This is a genomic window from Streptomyces sp. NPDC007917 (assembly GCF_042959105.1).
Taxonomy (GTDB): Bacteria; Actinomycetota; Actinomycetes; order Streptomycetales; family Streptomycetaceae; genus Streptomyces.
In genome coordinates this window covers 319,713-335,096 of sequence record NZ_JBIBKK010000007.1, presented here as the reverse complement: position 1 = coordinate 335,096, position 15,384 = coordinate 319,713, and the positions used below count along the sequence as shown (strand labels likewise).

Genomic DNA, 15,384 nt, shown 5'->3' with positions numbered 1-15,384 from the left:
CGAAGGCGGCGAGAGCGGTGAGTGCGGTGGGAGCGCCGGTCAGTCGGTCCAGTGCCCCGCGGCGTCGCCCGCCCGCAGCCGGAACCAGTAGAAGCCATGGCCCGCGAGCGTCAGCAGATACGGGAGTTCCCCGATGGCGGGGAACCGCACGCCACCGATCAGCTCGACCGGGTGGCGGCCGGTGAAGGCCTGCAGATCGAGCTCGGTGGGCTGGGCGAAGCGCGAGAAGTTGTTCACGCACAGCACGAGGTCGTCCCCGCCCTCCTCGGTCGGCGGGGCCTCGCGCAGAAAGGCGAGGACGGCCGGGTTGGAGGAGGACAGCTCGGTGAAGGAGCCGAGACCGAAGGCCGGGTTCTGCTTGCGGATCTCGATCATCCGGCGGGTCCAGTGGAGCAGCGAGGAGGGGCTGCTCATGGACGCCTCGACGTTGGTGACCTGGTAGCCGTAGACCGGGTCCATGATCGTGGGCAGGAACAGCCGCCCGGGGTCGCAGGAGGAGAAGCCCGCGTTGCGGTCGGGGGTCCACTGCATGGGGGTGCGTACGGCGTCGCGGTCGCCGAGCCAGATGTTGTCGCCCATGCCGATCTCGTCGCCGTAGTAGAGGATCGGCGAGCCGGGCAGGGACAGCAGCAGCGCGGTGAACAGCTCGATCTGGTTGCGGTCGTTGTCCAGGAGGGGCGCCAGTCGTCTGCGGATGCCGATGTTGGCGCGCATTCTGGGATCCTTGGCGTACTCCGCGTACATGTAGTCGCGCTCTTCGTCGGTGACCATCTCCAGCGTCAGCTCGTCGTGGTTGCGCAGGAAGATGCCCCACTGGCAGCCGGAGGGGATGGCGGGGGTCTTGGCGAGGATTTCCGAGACCGGGTAGCGGGATTCGCGCCGGACGGCCATGAAGATGCGCGGCATGACCGGGAAGTGGAAGGCCATGTGGCACTCGTCGCCGCCCTTGCTGAAGTCGCCGAAGTAGTCGACGACATCCTCCGGCCACTGGTTGGCCTCGGCGAGCAGCACGGTGTCCGGGTAGTGGGCGTCGATCTCGGCGCGGACCCGCTTGAGCATCTCGTGGGTCCGGGGCAGGTTCTCGCAGTCCGTGCCCTCCTCCGCGTACAGATACGGTACGGCGTCCAGCCGGAAGCCGTCGATGCCGAGGTCCAGCCAGAAGCGCAGGGCGGCCAGTACCTCCTCCTGGACGGCGGGGTTCTCGAAGTTGAGGTCCGGCTGGTGCGAGAAGAAGCGGTGCCAGTAGTACTGCTTGCGTACCGGGTCAAAGGTCCAGTTGGACGTCTCGGTGTCGATGAAGATGATCCGGGCGTCCTGGTATTGCTTGTCGTCGTCGGCCCACACGTAGTAGTCGCCGTACGGCCCGTCCGGGTCGGTGCGGGACTCCTGGAACCAGGGGTGCTGGTCGCTGGTGTGGTTCATGACGAAGTCGATGATCACCCGCATGCCGCGCTGATGGGCGGCGTCCACGAACTCGACGAAGTCGGCGAGGTCCCCGAACTCCGGCAGCACGGCCGTGTAGTCGGACACGTCGTAGCCGCCGTCGCGCAGCGGGGAGGCGAAGAAGGGCGGCAGCCACAGGCAGTCCACGCCCAGCCACTGCAGATAGTCGAGTTTGGCGGTGAGGCCCTTGAGGTCGCCGACGCCGTCGCCGTTGCTGTCCTGGAAGGAGCGCACCAGCACCTCGTAGAAGACGGCGCGCTTGAACCAGTCGGGATCGCGGTCCTTGGCCGGAGTGTCCTCGAACTTGTCCGGGACGGGCTCATTTACGGTCATGAGGTGGGTGACCCTCCGATCGGTGAGGACGGTCGCAGGGACAGCACATGCGCGGGAGCCATCGGGCGGCCCGGCTCCAGGCGCACATAGTTGTCCTTGCCCCAGTGATAGGTCTCGCCGGTGAGCTCGTCGCGCACCGGGACGGACTCATGCCAGTCGAGGCCGAGTTCCGGCATGTCCAACGAGACCGTCGCCTCCTGGGTGTGGTGGGGGTCCAGGTTGACGACCGTGAGCACGCACGAGTCGCCCGTCCGCTTCGAGTAGGCGATGACAGAGTCGTTGTCGGCGTGGTGGAATCGCAGATTACGCAGTTGCCGCAGGGCGGGATGGCGGCGGCGCAGCCGGTTCAGACAGCTGATCAGCGGTGTGATGGTACGTCCCGCGCGCTCGGCGGCGTCCCAGTCGCGCGGCCGCAGCTGGTACTTCTCCGAGTCCAGGTACTCCTCGCTGCCGGGGCGCAGCGCGGTGTTCTCGCACAGCTCGTAGCCCGCGTAGACGCCCCAGGTGGGGGCCAGCGTGGCGGCCAGCACGGCCCGTGCCTCGAAGGCGGGGCGGCCGCCTTCCTGGAGGTAGGCGTGCAGGATGTCGGGGGTGTTCACGAACAGGTTGGGCCGCATGTATCCGGCCGCGTCCCCGGTCAGCTCGGTGAGGTAGTCGGTGAGCTCCTGTTTGGTGTTCCGCCAGGTGAAGTACGTGTACGACTGCTGGAAGCCGATGGCGGCGAGGGTGTGCATCATGGCCGGCCGGGTGAAGGCCTCGGCGAGGAAGATGACATCGGGGTCGGTCCGGTTGATGTCGCCGATCACCTTCTCCCAGAAGACCACGGGCTTGGTGTGCGGGTTGTCCACCCGGAAGATCCGCACCCCGCGGGACATCCAGAAGCGCAGCACCCGCTCGGTCTCGCGGACCAGCCCCGTGAAGTCGGTGTCGAACGCGATCGGGTAGATGTCCTGGTACTTCTTGGGCGGGTTCTCGGCGTGGGCGATCGTGCCGTCGGCGCGCCGGTGGAACCACTCGGGGTGCTTCTCCACCCAGGGGTGGTCGGGCGAGCACTGGAGGGCGAAGTCGAGCGCGACCTCCATGCGCAGTTCGCGGGCGCGCTCCACGAAGTGGTCGAAGTCCTCGAGGGTGCCGAGGTCGGGGTGGACCGCGTCGTGGCCGCCGTCCGCGGAGCCGATCGCCCAGGGGGAGCCGACGTCGTAAGGGCCTGCCGAGAGCGCGTTGTTGGGGCCCTTGCGGAACGAGGCGCCGATGGGGTGGATCGGCGGGAGGTAGACCACGTCGAAGCCCGCGGCCGCGACGGCGGGCAGCCGCTCGGCCGCGGTGCGCAGGGTGCCGCTCACCGGCCGCCGGTCCTCGGCGACCTCGGCCCCCTCCGAGCGCGGGAACAGCTCGTACCAGGACCCGAACAGCGCGCGCTCCCGCTCCACCAGCAGGGGCATCGGGCGGGAGGCGGTGACCAGTTCGCGCAGCGGGTGGCGGCCGAGGACGTCGGTGACGTCGGGGGCGAGGGCGGCGGCGAGCCGGTCGGCCACCGGGCGCCGCTCGTCGCGCAGTGCGTCGACGGCGTGCAACACCGCCTCCCGGCCGTCGTTCTTGGGGACGCCTGCCGCCGCTCTCTCGTGCAGCCGCGCGCCCTCCTCCAGGACCAGGTCGGTGTCGATCCCCGCGGGGATCTTGACGGTGGCGTGGTGGCGCCAGGTGGAGATCGGGTCGCTCCACGCCTCGACGGTGTACGACCAGCGGCCCTGTGCGCTCGGGGTGACCTCGGCGCCCCAGCGGTCGGTGCCGGGGGCGAGTTCGCGCATCGGAGTCCAGGGCCCCGAGCGGCCTGCCGGGTCGCGCAGGACCACATTGGCCCTGACCGCGTCGTGGCCCTCCCGGAAGACGGTGGCGCTCACTTGGAACGTCTCGCCCACCACCGCCTTCGCGGGGCGGCGGCCGCAGTCGATGAGCGGGCGGATGTCCAGGACGGGGATGCGACCGATCATAGGATCACCTGACGGCGTTGCGGGCGTATGGGTTTTGGCGGCTTTTGTCCTTTGTATCGGTTGTGCCGCCTTGCGGCGGGTTGCGGGCATGACAGCTCCTGTCCGCGTTCACTCTGGTGGGCGGATGGGGTCGGCCATGGGGGGCGTGTTCGGAAAGCCTTCCCATGCGGCGCGGGGGGACAATCCGGGTTCCCGTTAACTTCCTGTGCGTAACGCGCTCGGCCCCGCACGGTGTGTGAAACACGAACCGTGCGGGGCCGATGATTTCTCTGCGGTTGAATTCCGGCCGAACCTGGCGGAGTTGACGGGGCTGATGAGTCGGGGGCGTCAGGGTCGGCGGGCGGAGGAGGGGTTCGCCGATGCCGATGCCGATGCCGATGCCGACCCCGACCCCGAGGCCGGTGCCGCCGGCGTCGCCGCCACGCTTGCCGCCAGCAGGCGCAGGGCCGCCTCCGACGGGGAGCCCGGTTCCGCCCCGTACATCATCAGGCACTGGCCCGCGGAGTCCGGCAGCCGCGTCATCTCGAAGGTCAGCTCCATCGGCCCGACCAGAGGGTGGTGGAAGGACTTGACGCCGAAGGCGCATTTGCGCACCGGGTGGCGTGACCACAGCGTCGCGAACTCGCTGCTCTTCATGGTCAGCTCGCCGATCAGCTCCGCGAGCCGCCGGTCGTTCGGGTACTCGCCCGCCGCCAGCCGCAGCGCGGAGACCGCGCGCGGCGCCTCGTTCTCCCAGTCGGGGTAGAGCTCGCGGGTGTGCGGGTCCAGGAAGAGCAGCCGCTGGGTGTTGGGGCGGTCCGCGGGGCGCTGCGGGCCGTCGGCGGCCAGATGGCCTGCGATCAGCGCGTGTCCCAGCGGGTTCCACGCCAGTACGTCGAACCGGGCGGTCAGCACCAGGGCGGGCACCCCGGCCATGGCCTCGATCAGCAGCCGGGTGCTCGGCCTGGCGGTCTCGGTGCGCGGCGCCGGACGGCGCCCGGCCCGCGCCGGGCGGGCCAGATTGCGCAGATGCGCGTGTTCGTCGGGGCTCAGCCGCAGCGCCCGGGCGATCGCGTCGAGCACGCCGTCGGAGGCGCCCGTCGACTGGCCCTGCTCCAGCCGCGTGTAGTACGCGACGCTCACCCCGGCCAGCTGCGCCAGCTCCTCGCGGCGCAGCCCCGGCACCCGGCGGCGGGTCCCGTACGAGACCAGCCCGACGTCCTCGGGCCGCAGTCGGGCGCGGCGGGTGCGCAGAAAGTCCCCCAGCTCGGCAGGTGGTGTGTCTGTGTTCACGGGTCCCAGTGTCCGACAACCGGACCCGGCGTGCCTGTCCCTGTCGGGGTCAGGCACGCCGGGCCGGCCCGGTCACCTGCCGGTCCGGCCGGTCAGCTGCCGGTCAGCCCGTCACCTCGGTGCGCGGCTCACCGGTAGGTGATGTCCGAGCTGGAGTACTTGCAGTACGTGCCGTCGGGGCCGCTGCCGTTCTTCGTCGGTTCGGCGCCCGTGTTGTTCCCGATGTACTTCTGGCACGGGACGATCTTCTTGCTGCTGTCGCCGACGATGGTGATCGAGCGCAGCGTGAGGGAGTCGCCGTAGTTGGTGTTGATCCCGCCGATGACCTTGCCGGGCGCGGTGATCTCCGAGTTGCTCACGTTGATGGTGCGCTTGTACTGCGTCGAGCAGTTGCCGCAGGACCGGACGAAGGTGGAGAAGTCCTGGCCGGCGAAGTTGGAGATGTTCAGCGTGCCGCCGCCGTTGAACTGGAAGATCTTGTCCGCGGCCTTGCGCGCGCCGCCGCCGATGACGTTGAACGTCTTGCCGTTGCCCCGGAAGGTGGCGGCGTCCTCGCCGACGTCCTCCCACCAGACGTTCTGCAGGGTGCAGCTGCCCTCACAGTGGACGCCGTCGGCGGCCGGGGCGCCGAGGATGACGTTCTTGAGGGTGGCCCCGTCGGAGAGCTTGAAGAGCGGGTCCTGGTCCTCGTTCTGGCCGCCGGAGCCCAGGTCGCCGGAGCCGTAGTAGCGCTTCATGCCGCCGTCCATGGTCCCGCTGACCGGGATGGTCTTGGTGACCGCCTGGGGGGTGCCGCTGGGGGTGGGCCAGGTGGCGGCGGAGGCGGCGGGGAGGGTCAGACCGGTGGTGACGGCGCCCGTGGTGAGGGCGACGGCGCCCAGGAGGCCGGCCATCGCCCGCTTCCTGTTCAGATGCTTGGTGCGCGGTGCCGGTACTGCCATGTCACTCTCTCCTCGTTTCCGGTGATGCGTGGGGGTGCCGGATGGAACTGATCGAGCGAGTGGTGCCGGTGGAACTGTGCGGGGGACGGTCGTTCAGGGGGTGGCGATCTTCGGCCGCGGCGGGGTCGCCATCTTGTTCCCGAGGAAGAAACTGGGGTGCGGCGGCTGGTTGTACGCGGTGTTCTGCCAGGCCAGGGCCGTCCGGTACTGGCGGTCGTGCAGCAGCGTGGTGATCTTCCGGTCGGTCTCGTACGGCGTGGAGTAGATCCGCAGCGCCTTGTTGTCCGAGGTCGGCCAGATCACCTCCTCGCGCCAGTCGCCGAGGATGTCGCCGGACAGCGACGGGGTGGCCTTGGTGCCGTTGTTGGAGTGCACCCCGGAGCCGGTCAACAGCCGGGTGTCGGCGGAGGTGCCGTACTTGTCGATGTGCGTGCCGTCCAGCAGCTCGCGCACCGGATCGCCGTCCCACCACGACAGGAAGTTGATCGAGGACGGCTTGCGGCCCTTGGCGCCGCCGCCCTCGTCACGGATCTGGTCGTCCCTCGCGGACCACATCTCGGCGCCGTCGTTGCCCGCCCAGATGTCCCCGGCCACGCCGCGCCCGTTGTCGCCGCCGGACGCGGTGGACCACAGCACCTGGCCGGTCCTGGCGTCGGCGAAGTACGAGCCGGGCTTGGACGAGTCCTCGTCGACCTTGAAGTACTCCAGACCGGGCCGGGACGGGTCCAGGTCGCCGAGGTGGGCCGCGTCACCGTGGCCGTTCTTGTTCGTCCACAGGCCATTGCCGTTGTCGTCCACGGCCATCGAGCCGTAGACGATCTCGTCCCTGCCGTCGGAGTCCACATCCCCGATCGCCAGGGCGTGGTTGCCCTGCCCGTCGTAGCCCTTGCCGCTGTTGGTGGAGCTGTTGGTGTCGAACGTCCACTTGCGGGTGAGCTGCCCGCCGCTGTAGTTCCAGGCGCTGATCACCGTACGGGTGTAGTAGCCGCGCGCCTCGATCAGCGAGGGCTTCGAACCGTCGAGGTAGGCGGTGCCGGCCAGGAAGCGGTCCACGCGGTTGCCGTACGAGTCGCCCCACGAGGACACCGTGCCGCGCGGCGGGACGTAGTCGACGGTGGAGACCGCCGCGCCCGTCTGCCCGTTGAACATGGTCAGGAACTCGGGGCCGCTCAGCACATAGCCGCTGGAGTTGCGGTAGTCGGCGGAGGCGTTGCCGATGGTCCTGCCGGTGCCGTCGACCGTGCCGTCCGCGGTCTTCATCGCGACCTCGGCCTTGCCGTCGCCGTCGTAGTCGTACACCTGGAACTGGGTGTAGTGGGCGCCGGAGCGGATGTTGCGGCCCAGGTCGATCCGCCACAGCCGCTGCCCCTGCAGGGTGTAGCCGTCGACGATGGTGTTGCCGGTGACGCCTGACTGCGAGTTGTCCTTGGCGTTCGTGGGCTGCCACTTGAGCACGATGTCGAGGTCGCCGTCGCCGTCCAGATCGCCCACCGAGGCGTCGTTGGCCTCGTAGGTGTAGTCCGAGCCGCCGGACGGGGGCGAGATCGGCACGTCGTAGTAGCCGGCGCGGAACTGCATGGCGCTCGGCGAGGCGGGCTGCTCCGTGCCGCCCACGATCGCGCGGACGGTGTAGTCGGCGCTGTTGGGGGCGTCCTTGTGGAGGTAGTTGGTGGTGGTGATGGGCGAGGAGTTGACCTTGACGCTGCCCCGGTAGAGGTTGAACGTGACATCGTCCGGGTCGGTGGCCAGCCAGCGCCAGCTGACCAGGTTGTCGTTGCCGGTGTGCACGCTGACCAGCCCGCGGTCCAACTTCTCCAGCTGCGCCGCCTGGATGGCGGCCTTGGGGGTCGCCTCACCGGGATGCGCGCTGTGGGCGGGGGCGGCGGGGGCGGCGTGCGACAGGGCGGCCGGGCCGGTGATGAGCAGCGCGCCGACGGCGCCCAGGGCGAGCGCGACGCGTCTGGCCCGGCGTCGGGCGGAGGGGGCGGGCGAACCGTGCGGGGGTGCCACGGGACCTCCTGGGGGTGGGGGAGTACGCGGGGGTGTGGGGTGCGGGGGTGTCGGGGTGTGGTCGCCGCTCTGGCCGGAAAGGTTGCCGCCCCTTTCCGTGGAATTTCCGCGCCGGATTCCTCGACGGGGGACTCCGCGCCGCAAGCGCTCTCGCTGTCGCCCTCTCCTGCCGGCTGCTGCCCCCGGCCCCTATCACCGGCTGGTGACCACGTCCTTGGCGACCAGTCGCTCGTCCGCGAAGCACAGTCGATACGCGGAACGCCCGTCGTACCGGCGCACCCCGTAGTAAGCGCAATCCCAGCCGCGGGGCGGCGCGGCGATGCCGTCCGGGGGCCCGTCCATCGTGTACGGCGGCATCCGCGACTCGACGTCGGCGCGCGGCTCGCCGATCTCAAGACGGTCGTAGGTGCCCCGGTCGAGCACCGAGTGGTACTGCGTGTAGAAGGTGAACCCGCCCCACAGCACCGCCAGTCCGGCGGTCACGGCCAGCGGCACCGTGATCGACTCCACCAGCCTGCGCCGCACTCGCTCCCGGGCGCGGGCCAGCTCCCGCGCCGAGGTGGAGGGAGGGACCGAGGCCGGTTCGGCGACGAGCGCGACCCCGGCCGTGAGCGGCAGCCGCGCCGACACCGCGAACCCGCCGTCGGGCGCCGGGCCGTGGGTCAGCACCCCGCCGGCCAGCCGCACCCGTTCGTCCAGGCCCACCAGGCCGTTGCCGCCCGAGGCCAGATCCGGCGGGGAACCGTCCGCCGGGCGCGGGCCGTTGACGACGGACACCGCGATCTCGCCCGCCGCCGGGTCCCGGGCCAGCTGGACGCGGACCGCCGCGCCCGGGGCGTGCTTGGCGGCGTTGGTCAGCGCCTCCTGGACCACGCGGTAGACGGCCCGGTCGGCCATGGGCGGCAGGGAAGGGGCGCTCTCACGGTGTGCTTCGCCCGCGCTGCCGTCGTTTCCGCCCCCGGACCCGTACCCGGACTCGCCCCCGGGCCCGCCTCCGGCCCCGCACTCGGGGCCGTACTCCAGCGCGACTGCCAGCCCGGAGGCTTGCGCGCGCTCCACCAGCGCGCCGACGCCCTCGTCGGCGGGGGCCGTCGGGGCGGGGTCCTCCCCGGTCCGCAGCACACCGATGATGTCCCGCAGCTGGCTGGTGGCCGCCGCGGCCGCCTCCCGCAGTTCGGCGGCCGCCGCCCGGTGCCGGTCGCTCAGCTCCGGATCGACCTGCAGGGCGCCGGCGCGCAGCGCGATCAGGGCCAGGTCGTGGCCGAGCGAGTCATGCATGTCCCCGGCGATCCGGGACCGCTCGCGCAGCCGCGCGCGGTCGGCGACGGCCCGCTGCTCCCGCTCCATCCGGTCGGCGAGCTCCCAGCCGGCGTGGACCAGATGGTCGTACTGGCGGCGGTAGCGGCCCAGCAGCCACGGCACCACGACGTTGAGCAGCAGCGTGGTCAGCGCGGTGAACCAGGTCCAGACCCCGGCGTCCATCACCCAGGCGAGCAGCGCGCCCGCCAGGGAGCAGGCCGCGAAGAACCACAGCGCGGGCCGCGCGCCCGCCGTCCACCGCCCCGTGAGATAGCCCCACAGCGCCAGCGCCGCCCAGTACGAGGAGGTATACAGCTCCAGGTTGAGGCCCAGGCTCAGCCCCACCGCGACCGCCAGCCCCACCAGCGGCCGGGTCCGCCCCAGCGCGGCCGCGCCCGCCAGCAGCGGAAACCCGGCCAGCAGCAACCACAGCTCGCGCCCGCTCGCCGACGTGGCCTTCAGCAGGACGGGCGCGCAGGCCCCCGACCACAGGAGCAGGGCGCTTCGCGCGGCGCCACCGTGTCGTATCCACCGGATCATGCGCCCCAGCATCCCCCGCGGGGGGCCCGGCGCGCCCCTGACGAAAGTGATGCCTGGCCCGAGTGATGCCTGGCCCGCCCCCGGAAAAGGACTGCCGGGGCGGGGACCGGGCGTGCTTGGATGGCCCCCATGGTGTCCACCGACCGCCTCCTCGCCTTCGCGGCCATGTCCTTCCTGCTGATCGTGATTCCCGGCCCCAGCGTGCTGTTCGTGATCGGCCGGGCCCTGGCGCAGGGGCGCCGGGCCGCGCTGACCACCGTCATGGGGAACACCGTCGGCGCGTATGTGCTCGTGGTGGCCGTGGCGCTGGGGGTCGGCTCCGTCGTGGAGCGCTCGGTGCTCGTCTTCACGGCGCTGAAACTGGTGGGCGCCGCGTATCTGGTGTACCTGGGGGTCAAGGCGGTGCGGCAGCGGGGCTCGCTGCGGGCCGCGTTCAGCGGGGACGGCCCGGCTCAGCAGGGCACCCTGCGCACGTTCTGGGAGGGGTTCGCGGTCGGTGTGGCCAACCCCAAGACCATCGTCTTCTTCGCCGCCGTACTGCCCCAGTTCGTCGACCGCGACCAGGGGCATGTCGCCCTGCAGATGCTGCTGCTCGGCCTCGTCTTCAACATGATCGCCGTGACCTCCGACAGCCTCTGGGGCCTGGTCGCCGCCACCGCGCGCGGCTGGTTCGCCCGCTCACCGCAGCGGCTGTCCATGGTCGGCGGGGTCGGCGGGCTCGCCATGATCGGTCTCGGCGTCACCGTCGCCGCGACCGGCCGCAAGGACTAGGACCCCGAGCAGCAGGACCCCGACGGAAGGATTGAGGAAAAAGGTGCACTACCGCGAACTGGGCCGCAGTGAACTGACCGTGTCCGAGATCGGCTACGGCGCCTGGGGCATCGGAGAGTCCAACTGGGTGGGTTCCACCGAGGACGAGTCCGTACGCGCCCTGCACCGCGCCATCGACCTCGGTGTGAACTTCATCGACACCGCCCGGGGCTACGGCGAGAGCGAGCGGATCGTCGGCCGGGTCGTCCGCGAGCGGGCCGCCTCCGGCGACGAGGTGCTGGTCGCCACCAAGGTCCCCCCGAAGAACCGCGTCTGGCCGGCCCCCGACGGCCTGGACCCGGCCGACACCTTCCCCGGCGCGCACATCCGCGAAAGCCTGGAGACCAGCCTGCGCGTCAGCGGCCTGGACCACTTCGACGTCCTCCAGTTCCACGTCTGGAGCGACGAGTGGGTCGGCCGCGGCGACTGGCTGGAGACGATCACCGAGCTCAAGCGGGAGGGCAAGATCCGCCTGTTCGGCGTCTCCATCAACGACCACGAGCCCGACAACGCCCTCGCGCTCATCGAGAGCGGCGCCGTGGACAGCGTGCAGGTCATCTACAACATCTTCGACCAGTCGCCCGCCGAAGCGCTGCTGCCGGCCTGCGTGGAGCACGGCGTCGGTGTCATCGTGCGGGTGGCGCTCGACGAGGGCGGTCTCACCGGCCGCATCACCGCCGGCTCGACGTTCCCCGAGGGCGACTTCCGCAACCGCTACTTCCGCGACGACCGCCCGGCCCAGGTCGAACAGCGGGTGTCCGCGATCGTCTCCGACCTCGGCATCACCCCCGACGAGATGGCGGAGACCGCGCTGCGGTTCGTGCTCAGCTCCCCGGCGGTGTCCACCGTCATCCCCGGCATGCGCACCGTACGCAACGTCGAGCGCAACACCGCCCTGAGCGACGGCCGCACGCTGACCGCCGACCAGCTCGCCACCCTCGCCAACCACCGCTGGCAGCGCAACTTCTACAGCTGAGCCGCAGCCGAGCCGCCCGCCCGCCGTCACGGCCCGCCCCGCGATGCGGCGGTACGGTCGGGAGGGCGGGCGTCCTGCTGCCGCCGGGCGTCCTCCTACCGCGCGAGGCCGTCCCCGAACCGGGCCTCCTTCTCGGGCGCGCCCAGCACGCGGGGGCCGAAGGAGGCGATGTCGCCGGTGGTCAGGCCCGACCTCGAGCCGCGCAGGACCCACACGGCTCCCGAGTCGGCGTAGCGGCCGTCCTCGTAGGGGGTGGCCGTCGCCAGATCGGCGCGGTGGTCGGCGTTGACGTCGGCGAGGAGCACCGCCCGGCCGAAGTAGTCGCCCTCCTCGGAGACGCCGGGCACGCCCGACGTCGATTGGTGGAAGGCCTGCGCGCCCTTGCCGGTGAGGCCCGCCGCGCTGCCCCTGAGCAGGACGACGGCGCCCGTGTCGCGGACCGTGCCGATGTCCTCGCCGGGCACGCCCACGGCGATGTCCGGGTAGCCGTCGCCGGTGACGTCGCCGGCGGCCAGGGAGTAGCCGAACATGTCGCCGGAGTTGACGTCGTGGTCGCCCGCCTCGCTCGTGCCCGGGACGCCCGGCGTGTCCTGGGTGATCTTCGCCGTACGGGTGGCGGGACCGGACGCCGAGCCGTAGACGACCCGGAGCGTGCCGGCGTCGGAGTCGCGGTCCTCCGAGCCCTGGTCGACCTGCGGGGCGATGAGGTCGCCGTAGCCGTCCTTGTCCACGTCGGCGACGACCCCGCCCGTCGTGGAGTGGCCGGTGGTCCTGGAGGTGTGGCTGAGCCCGTCCTTCCCACCGGCCCAGAAGCGGGACTTGCCCGGCACGTCGTCGAAACTGTGCGTCGTGACGATGTCGTCCGCGCCGTCGCCCGTCATGTCGCCCACGGCGATGGCCTTGGGATGGTCCCCGTCCTCGAAGGGGAGCGTCTGGGTGGAGGCGGGCACTCCGGCGCGGGAGAAGGGGCCGTAGCGCAGCTCCAGGCCCTGGTCGTTCCTGGTCACGAGGTCGGCGTGGCCGTCGCCGTTGATGTCGCCCGCCGCCACGGTGGCGGCGGGCCCGGGGAGCGCGCTGCCCGTGCGCAGGCCCTTCGCGGAGCCCCAGAGCACCGCCGGGGCGGAGAAGTCGCCCACGACGAGGTCCGTGTAACCGTCGCCGTCGAGGTCATCGGCGGCCGTGGTGCGGCCGAAGGCGCCGTACGCCTCGACGCCCCCCGGCACGCCCTCGGTCGCCCGCGTGATCAGCTTCGGATGCGCGGTGTCCACACCGGCAGCGGAGCCGTACAGCACCGATATGTAGCCCGCCTCCGAGAAGCCGGAGACGGTGCCGCCGGGCGCGGAGACGGCGAGGTCCGCGTAGCCGTCACCGTTGAAGTCGACGGCGGGCCGCGCGCTCTTGGCGGCGGCCGGCGTGGCGAGGCCGCCGGACACCGCCAGGGAGGTGGTCAGCAGGACGGCGGCCACGGCGGCGGGCCGGCGGTGGGCGGGGCGGGACATCCAGGTCTTCTCCAGTACCTCGGTTCGCCCATCGGCCACAGCGCTACGGCACCGGCAGTTGGGCCTGTGTACGGCAGTCGTTCACCTTGACCGTCGAGCCCGGTGAAAAGTTGTGCCTAAGACTTATCCCGTATGTGTGTACGGGGGCGGCCGGTGTGCGGTCGTGTCGTTCCGGCGTGGGCCTTGGGCCGCTCGGTTGCGGGTCGGGTCTCATCCGGGGTTGCCACGGTGCAGGGTCCGGCGTTGCGCCGAGCAGAGGCCGTCCGCTGCCGGGGAAGGGTCTTCCCACGGGGATCGGCTGCCGCGCGGGTCCGGCCCGAGGGCGCGGACATCGGTGCGGTTGACTCGGTCAGGGCTTCTTGCAGCCCTGGGGTGAAGAGGATCTGGGCGGTGCGGGCGCGGGCGTGGTCGAGGCGGGCGGTGGTGGGGTCGTCGGGGTCGGTGAGGGTGGTGAAGGCCGCCAGGGCAGCGGAGACTAGGTCCCGGTCCCCGCGCAGCCCGCAGCCGCCGTCGGCCGGGTCGCAGTGATGGGTGCGCTGGTGCAGGGATTTGGGTGCGTGTCGGCCGCACAGGCAGTGCTGGGACAGGGCGGTGGTGAAGGTCGAGGCGCGCAGGAGGCGTCCGCCGGTGGCCGTGCACTCGGTGGCGAGTGCGGCGATCAGCTGTCCGGGGGTGGTGGCGGAGCAGGCACGTCCCCACAGGCGGAACCAGGTGCGGATGTCGCAGTCCTCGATGGTCAGGTTCGGGCCGTGGGAGGCGACCAGAGCAGCGGCGATCTTCTTCGCACGGTGGTGGGAGGCTTCGGCCGCGCTCGCGGCCGCGGCAGTGTGACGGGCCCGCAGATTCCGGTAGCCGGTGCTGAGCGTGTCGCGGTGGTAGGCCTGCCGGGGTTTTCCGGCCGTGGTGGTGCGCCGGGGTCCGGCGGGGATGGTGACGGCCTTCGGGGGCAGGCCTGCTGCCTGTCGGCGTTCGTCGCGGGCCTTCTGGCGCCGGGAGCGCTGGTACTGCTGGGGGTTGGTGGCGCGCCGGGAGCGGTCCAGTGCGCGCTGGCGTCCCCGGGCCTTCTTGCGCGCTGTGGCCCAGGCGTGTTGTTCCTGCTCGGTCAGGGTGATCCGGTCGGAGTTCACGCCGCCGTCATCGGAGTCGAGCGTGGTGGGGAGGGAGACGACGGCGAGGTTGGAGACGTTGCCGTCCACCCTGCCGACACGCTGGAGGGCGGCGGCCTGCCGGCGCCGGGCACGGGTGGCCGCGGAGACGTAACCGGGGGCCAGGACCATCAGGTGGGCCTCATAGGCCCAGCCGCCCGGGGCGGCCGGATCCCGCCGCCGCACCAGGTCGATCTTGTGCCACCGGCTCGGGTCGTTCAGGTAGTGCAGCAGGTAGGGCCAGCGTCCGGCGCCCTGCGCAAGCCGCACCGGCAGGACGATGTCACCGCGTCCGGCGGGCCCTGCGGCGAAGACGGCGGTCAGCGGTCCGGTGTGGTCGAACCAGGTCGCCGCTCTCGCGCGGGGGCGGCCTGCGGCGTCGAGGGTACCGGTGGGGATGCGGCCGGTGGGCCGGGCGGGGGTGGGCATGCGGCGCGGCTGGGCCAGCACCCGCATGCCCGGCGCGAGCCTGGCGGCCTGGGCGGTGGTGGTGATGTGGTCGGACAATGCGGGGTGCCGGAAGGTGTCCAGGTGTCCGGCGAGGGTGCCGTGCAGGCGGAAGGTCTCCCACTTGCGCTCGGTGGTGTGCGAGCGGGCCCGGCCCGGGATACGGGTGTACTCCCACCAAGCCCCGGTTCTCGGGCGCCCGGCCCGCCGCCCCGAGGCGTCCGGGTGCAGGTGCCGGGACACCCCGGCCCACACCTCGTCGGCCTGGTGCATCACCAGCGCCTTCGACACATGATCGCGCAACCAGCCTGATCGCTCCAGATGCCGATACGCGCGCCGCTCCAGCCCGGTGCGGGACAGACCCAGCTCGGCCCGCCACGCCTTCACGCCCCTCTCGCGCCGCACGTCCCCGGCCCAGTAGGCGTCGACCACATCCCGTGCGTCACGCTGCAGGGCGCGTTTGATCTGCCACATCGCCGAGAACAACTGCTCCACCCGGCGGCGGGCATCCGGATCGCTGACGACCAGCGGCAGCCGGATCACCGACACTGGCGCGTTCTTCGCCCGCCGCCACACCTCACCCCGGTTCGGCCCCCGAAACCGCCGGCCCGACCCAGAAGCAGGAGCAGGAGCAGGAGCAGGAGCAGCCGATGATCGACCCGCCATGCTCTCCCCCCT

Annotated in this window: 10 protein-coding genes; 2 read left to right on the top strand and 8 right to left on the bottom strand. The window is 71.6% G+C overall.

The annotated features are described in order from the left end of the window. Positions 1 to 39 precede the first annotated feature (39 nt). The 6 genes from treS to ACFZDL_RS16570 all read right to left on the bottom strand — a co-directional run bounded on the left by treS (position 40) and on the right by ACFZDL_RS16570 (position 9,829). Positions 40 to 1,776, bottom strand: a complete 1,737-nt coding sequence (gene treS, locus ACFZDL_RS16595; RefSeq protein WP_353593387.1) for a maltose alpha-D-glucosyltransferase — start codon at positions 1,774 to 1,776, stop codon at positions 40 to 42. Further along, complete coding sequence (locus tag ACFZDL_RS16590; RefSeq protein ID WP_353593388.1) at positions 1,773 to 3,767, bottom strand: alpha-1,4-glucan--maltose-1-phosphate maltosyltransferase; 1,995 nt, start codon at positions 3,765 to 3,767, stop codon at positions 1,773 to 1,775. The genes treS and ACFZDL_RS16590 overlap by 4 nt, the downstream gene beginning before the upstream one ends. Positions 3,768 to 4,094: 327 nt before the next feature. Next, complete coding sequence (locus ACFZDL_RS16585; RefSeq protein WP_353593389.1) at positions 4,095 to 5,039, bottom strand: helix-turn-helix transcriptional regulator; 945 nt, start codon at positions 5,037 to 5,039, stop codon at positions 4,095 to 4,097. 128 nt (positions 5,040 to 5,167) lie between these two features. Next, positions 5,168 to 5,980, bottom strand: coding sequence for a pectate lyase (locus tag ACFZDL_RS16580; RefSeq protein ID WP_353593390.1), 813 nt, complete (start codon positions 5,978 to 5,980; stop codon positions 5,168 to 5,170). Positions 5,981 to 6,073: 93 nt separating this feature from the next. Then, positions 6,074 to 7,990, bottom strand: a complete 1,917-nt coding sequence (locus ACFZDL_RS16575; RefSeq protein ID WP_353593391.1) for a rhamnogalacturonan lyase — start codon at positions 7,988 to 7,990, stop codon at positions 6,074 to 6,076. 192 nt (positions 7,991 to 8,182) lie between these two features. Further along, entirely contained in the window at positions 8,183 to 9,829 is a 1,647-nt protein-coding gene (locus ACFZDL_RS16570; protein WP_353593392.1) for a histidine kinase, read from the bottom strand. Positions 9,830 to 9,958: 129 nt separating this feature from the next. On the opposite strand from ACFZDL_RS16570, the gene ACFZDL_RS16565 reads away from it, so the two are divergent. Together ACFZDL_RS16565 and ACFZDL_RS16560 are read left to right on the top strand one after the other, a co-directional pair. Next, positions 9,959 to 10,600 (top strand): LysE family translocator, encoded by a 642-nt coding sequence (locus tag ACFZDL_RS16565; RefSeq protein WP_353593393.1) that lies wholly within the window; start codon positions 9,959 to 9,961, stop codon positions 10,598 to 10,600. Between the two features lie 43 nt (positions 10,601 to 10,643). Continuing rightward, the gene (locus ACFZDL_RS16560) at positions 10,644 to 11,615 is read left to right on the top strand and encodes an aldo/keto reductase (RefSeq protein ID WP_353593394.1); all 972 of its coding nucleotides are present in this window, start codon (positions 10,644 to 10,646) and stop codon (positions 11,613 to 11,615) included. A 95-nt stretch (positions 11,616 to 11,710) separates the two neighbouring features. On the opposite strand, the gene ACFZDL_RS16555 is transcribed toward ACFZDL_RS16560, so the two are convergent. Together ACFZDL_RS16555 and ACFZDL_RS16550 are read right to left on the bottom strand one after the other, a co-directional pair. Continuing rightward, complete coding sequence (locus ACFZDL_RS16555) at positions 11,711 to 13,153, bottom strand: FG-GAP-like repeat-containing protein (RefSeq protein ID WP_353593395.1); 1,443 nt, start codon at positions 13,151 to 13,153, stop codon at positions 11,711 to 11,713. Between the two features lie 77 nt (positions 13,154 to 13,230). Further along, positions 13,231 to 15,255, bottom strand: a complete 2,025-nt coding sequence (locus tag ACFZDL_RS16550) for a transposase (protein ID WP_353593396.1) — start codon at positions 15,253 to 15,255, stop codon at positions 13,231 to 13,233. Between the last annotated feature and the right edge of the window lie 129 nt (positions 15,256 to 15,384).

What these genes read in the sequence shown, in the direction of transcription:
- treS (WP_353593387.1), bottom strand. Translation starts at nt 1,776, where the DNA reads ATGACCGTAAATGAGCCCGTCCCGGACAAGTTCGAGGACACTCCGGCC.
- ACFZDL_RS16590 (WP_353593388.1), bottom strand. Translation starts at nt 3,767, where the DNA reads ATGATCGGTCGCATCCCCGTCCTGGACATCCGCCCGCTCATCGACTGC.
- ACFZDL_RS16580 (WP_353593390.1), bottom strand. Translation starts at nt 5,980, where the DNA reads ATGGCAGTACCGGCACCGCGCACCAAGCATCTGAACAGGAAGCGGGCG.
- ACFZDL_RS16570 (WP_353593392.1), bottom strand. Translation starts at nt 9,829, where the DNA reads ATGATCCGGTGGATACGACACGGTGGCGCCGCGCGAAGCGCCCTGCTC.
- ACFZDL_RS16565 (WP_353593393.1), top strand. Translation starts at nt 9,959, where the DNA reads ATGGTGTCCACCGACCGCCTCCTCGCCTTCGCGGCCATGTCCTTCCTG.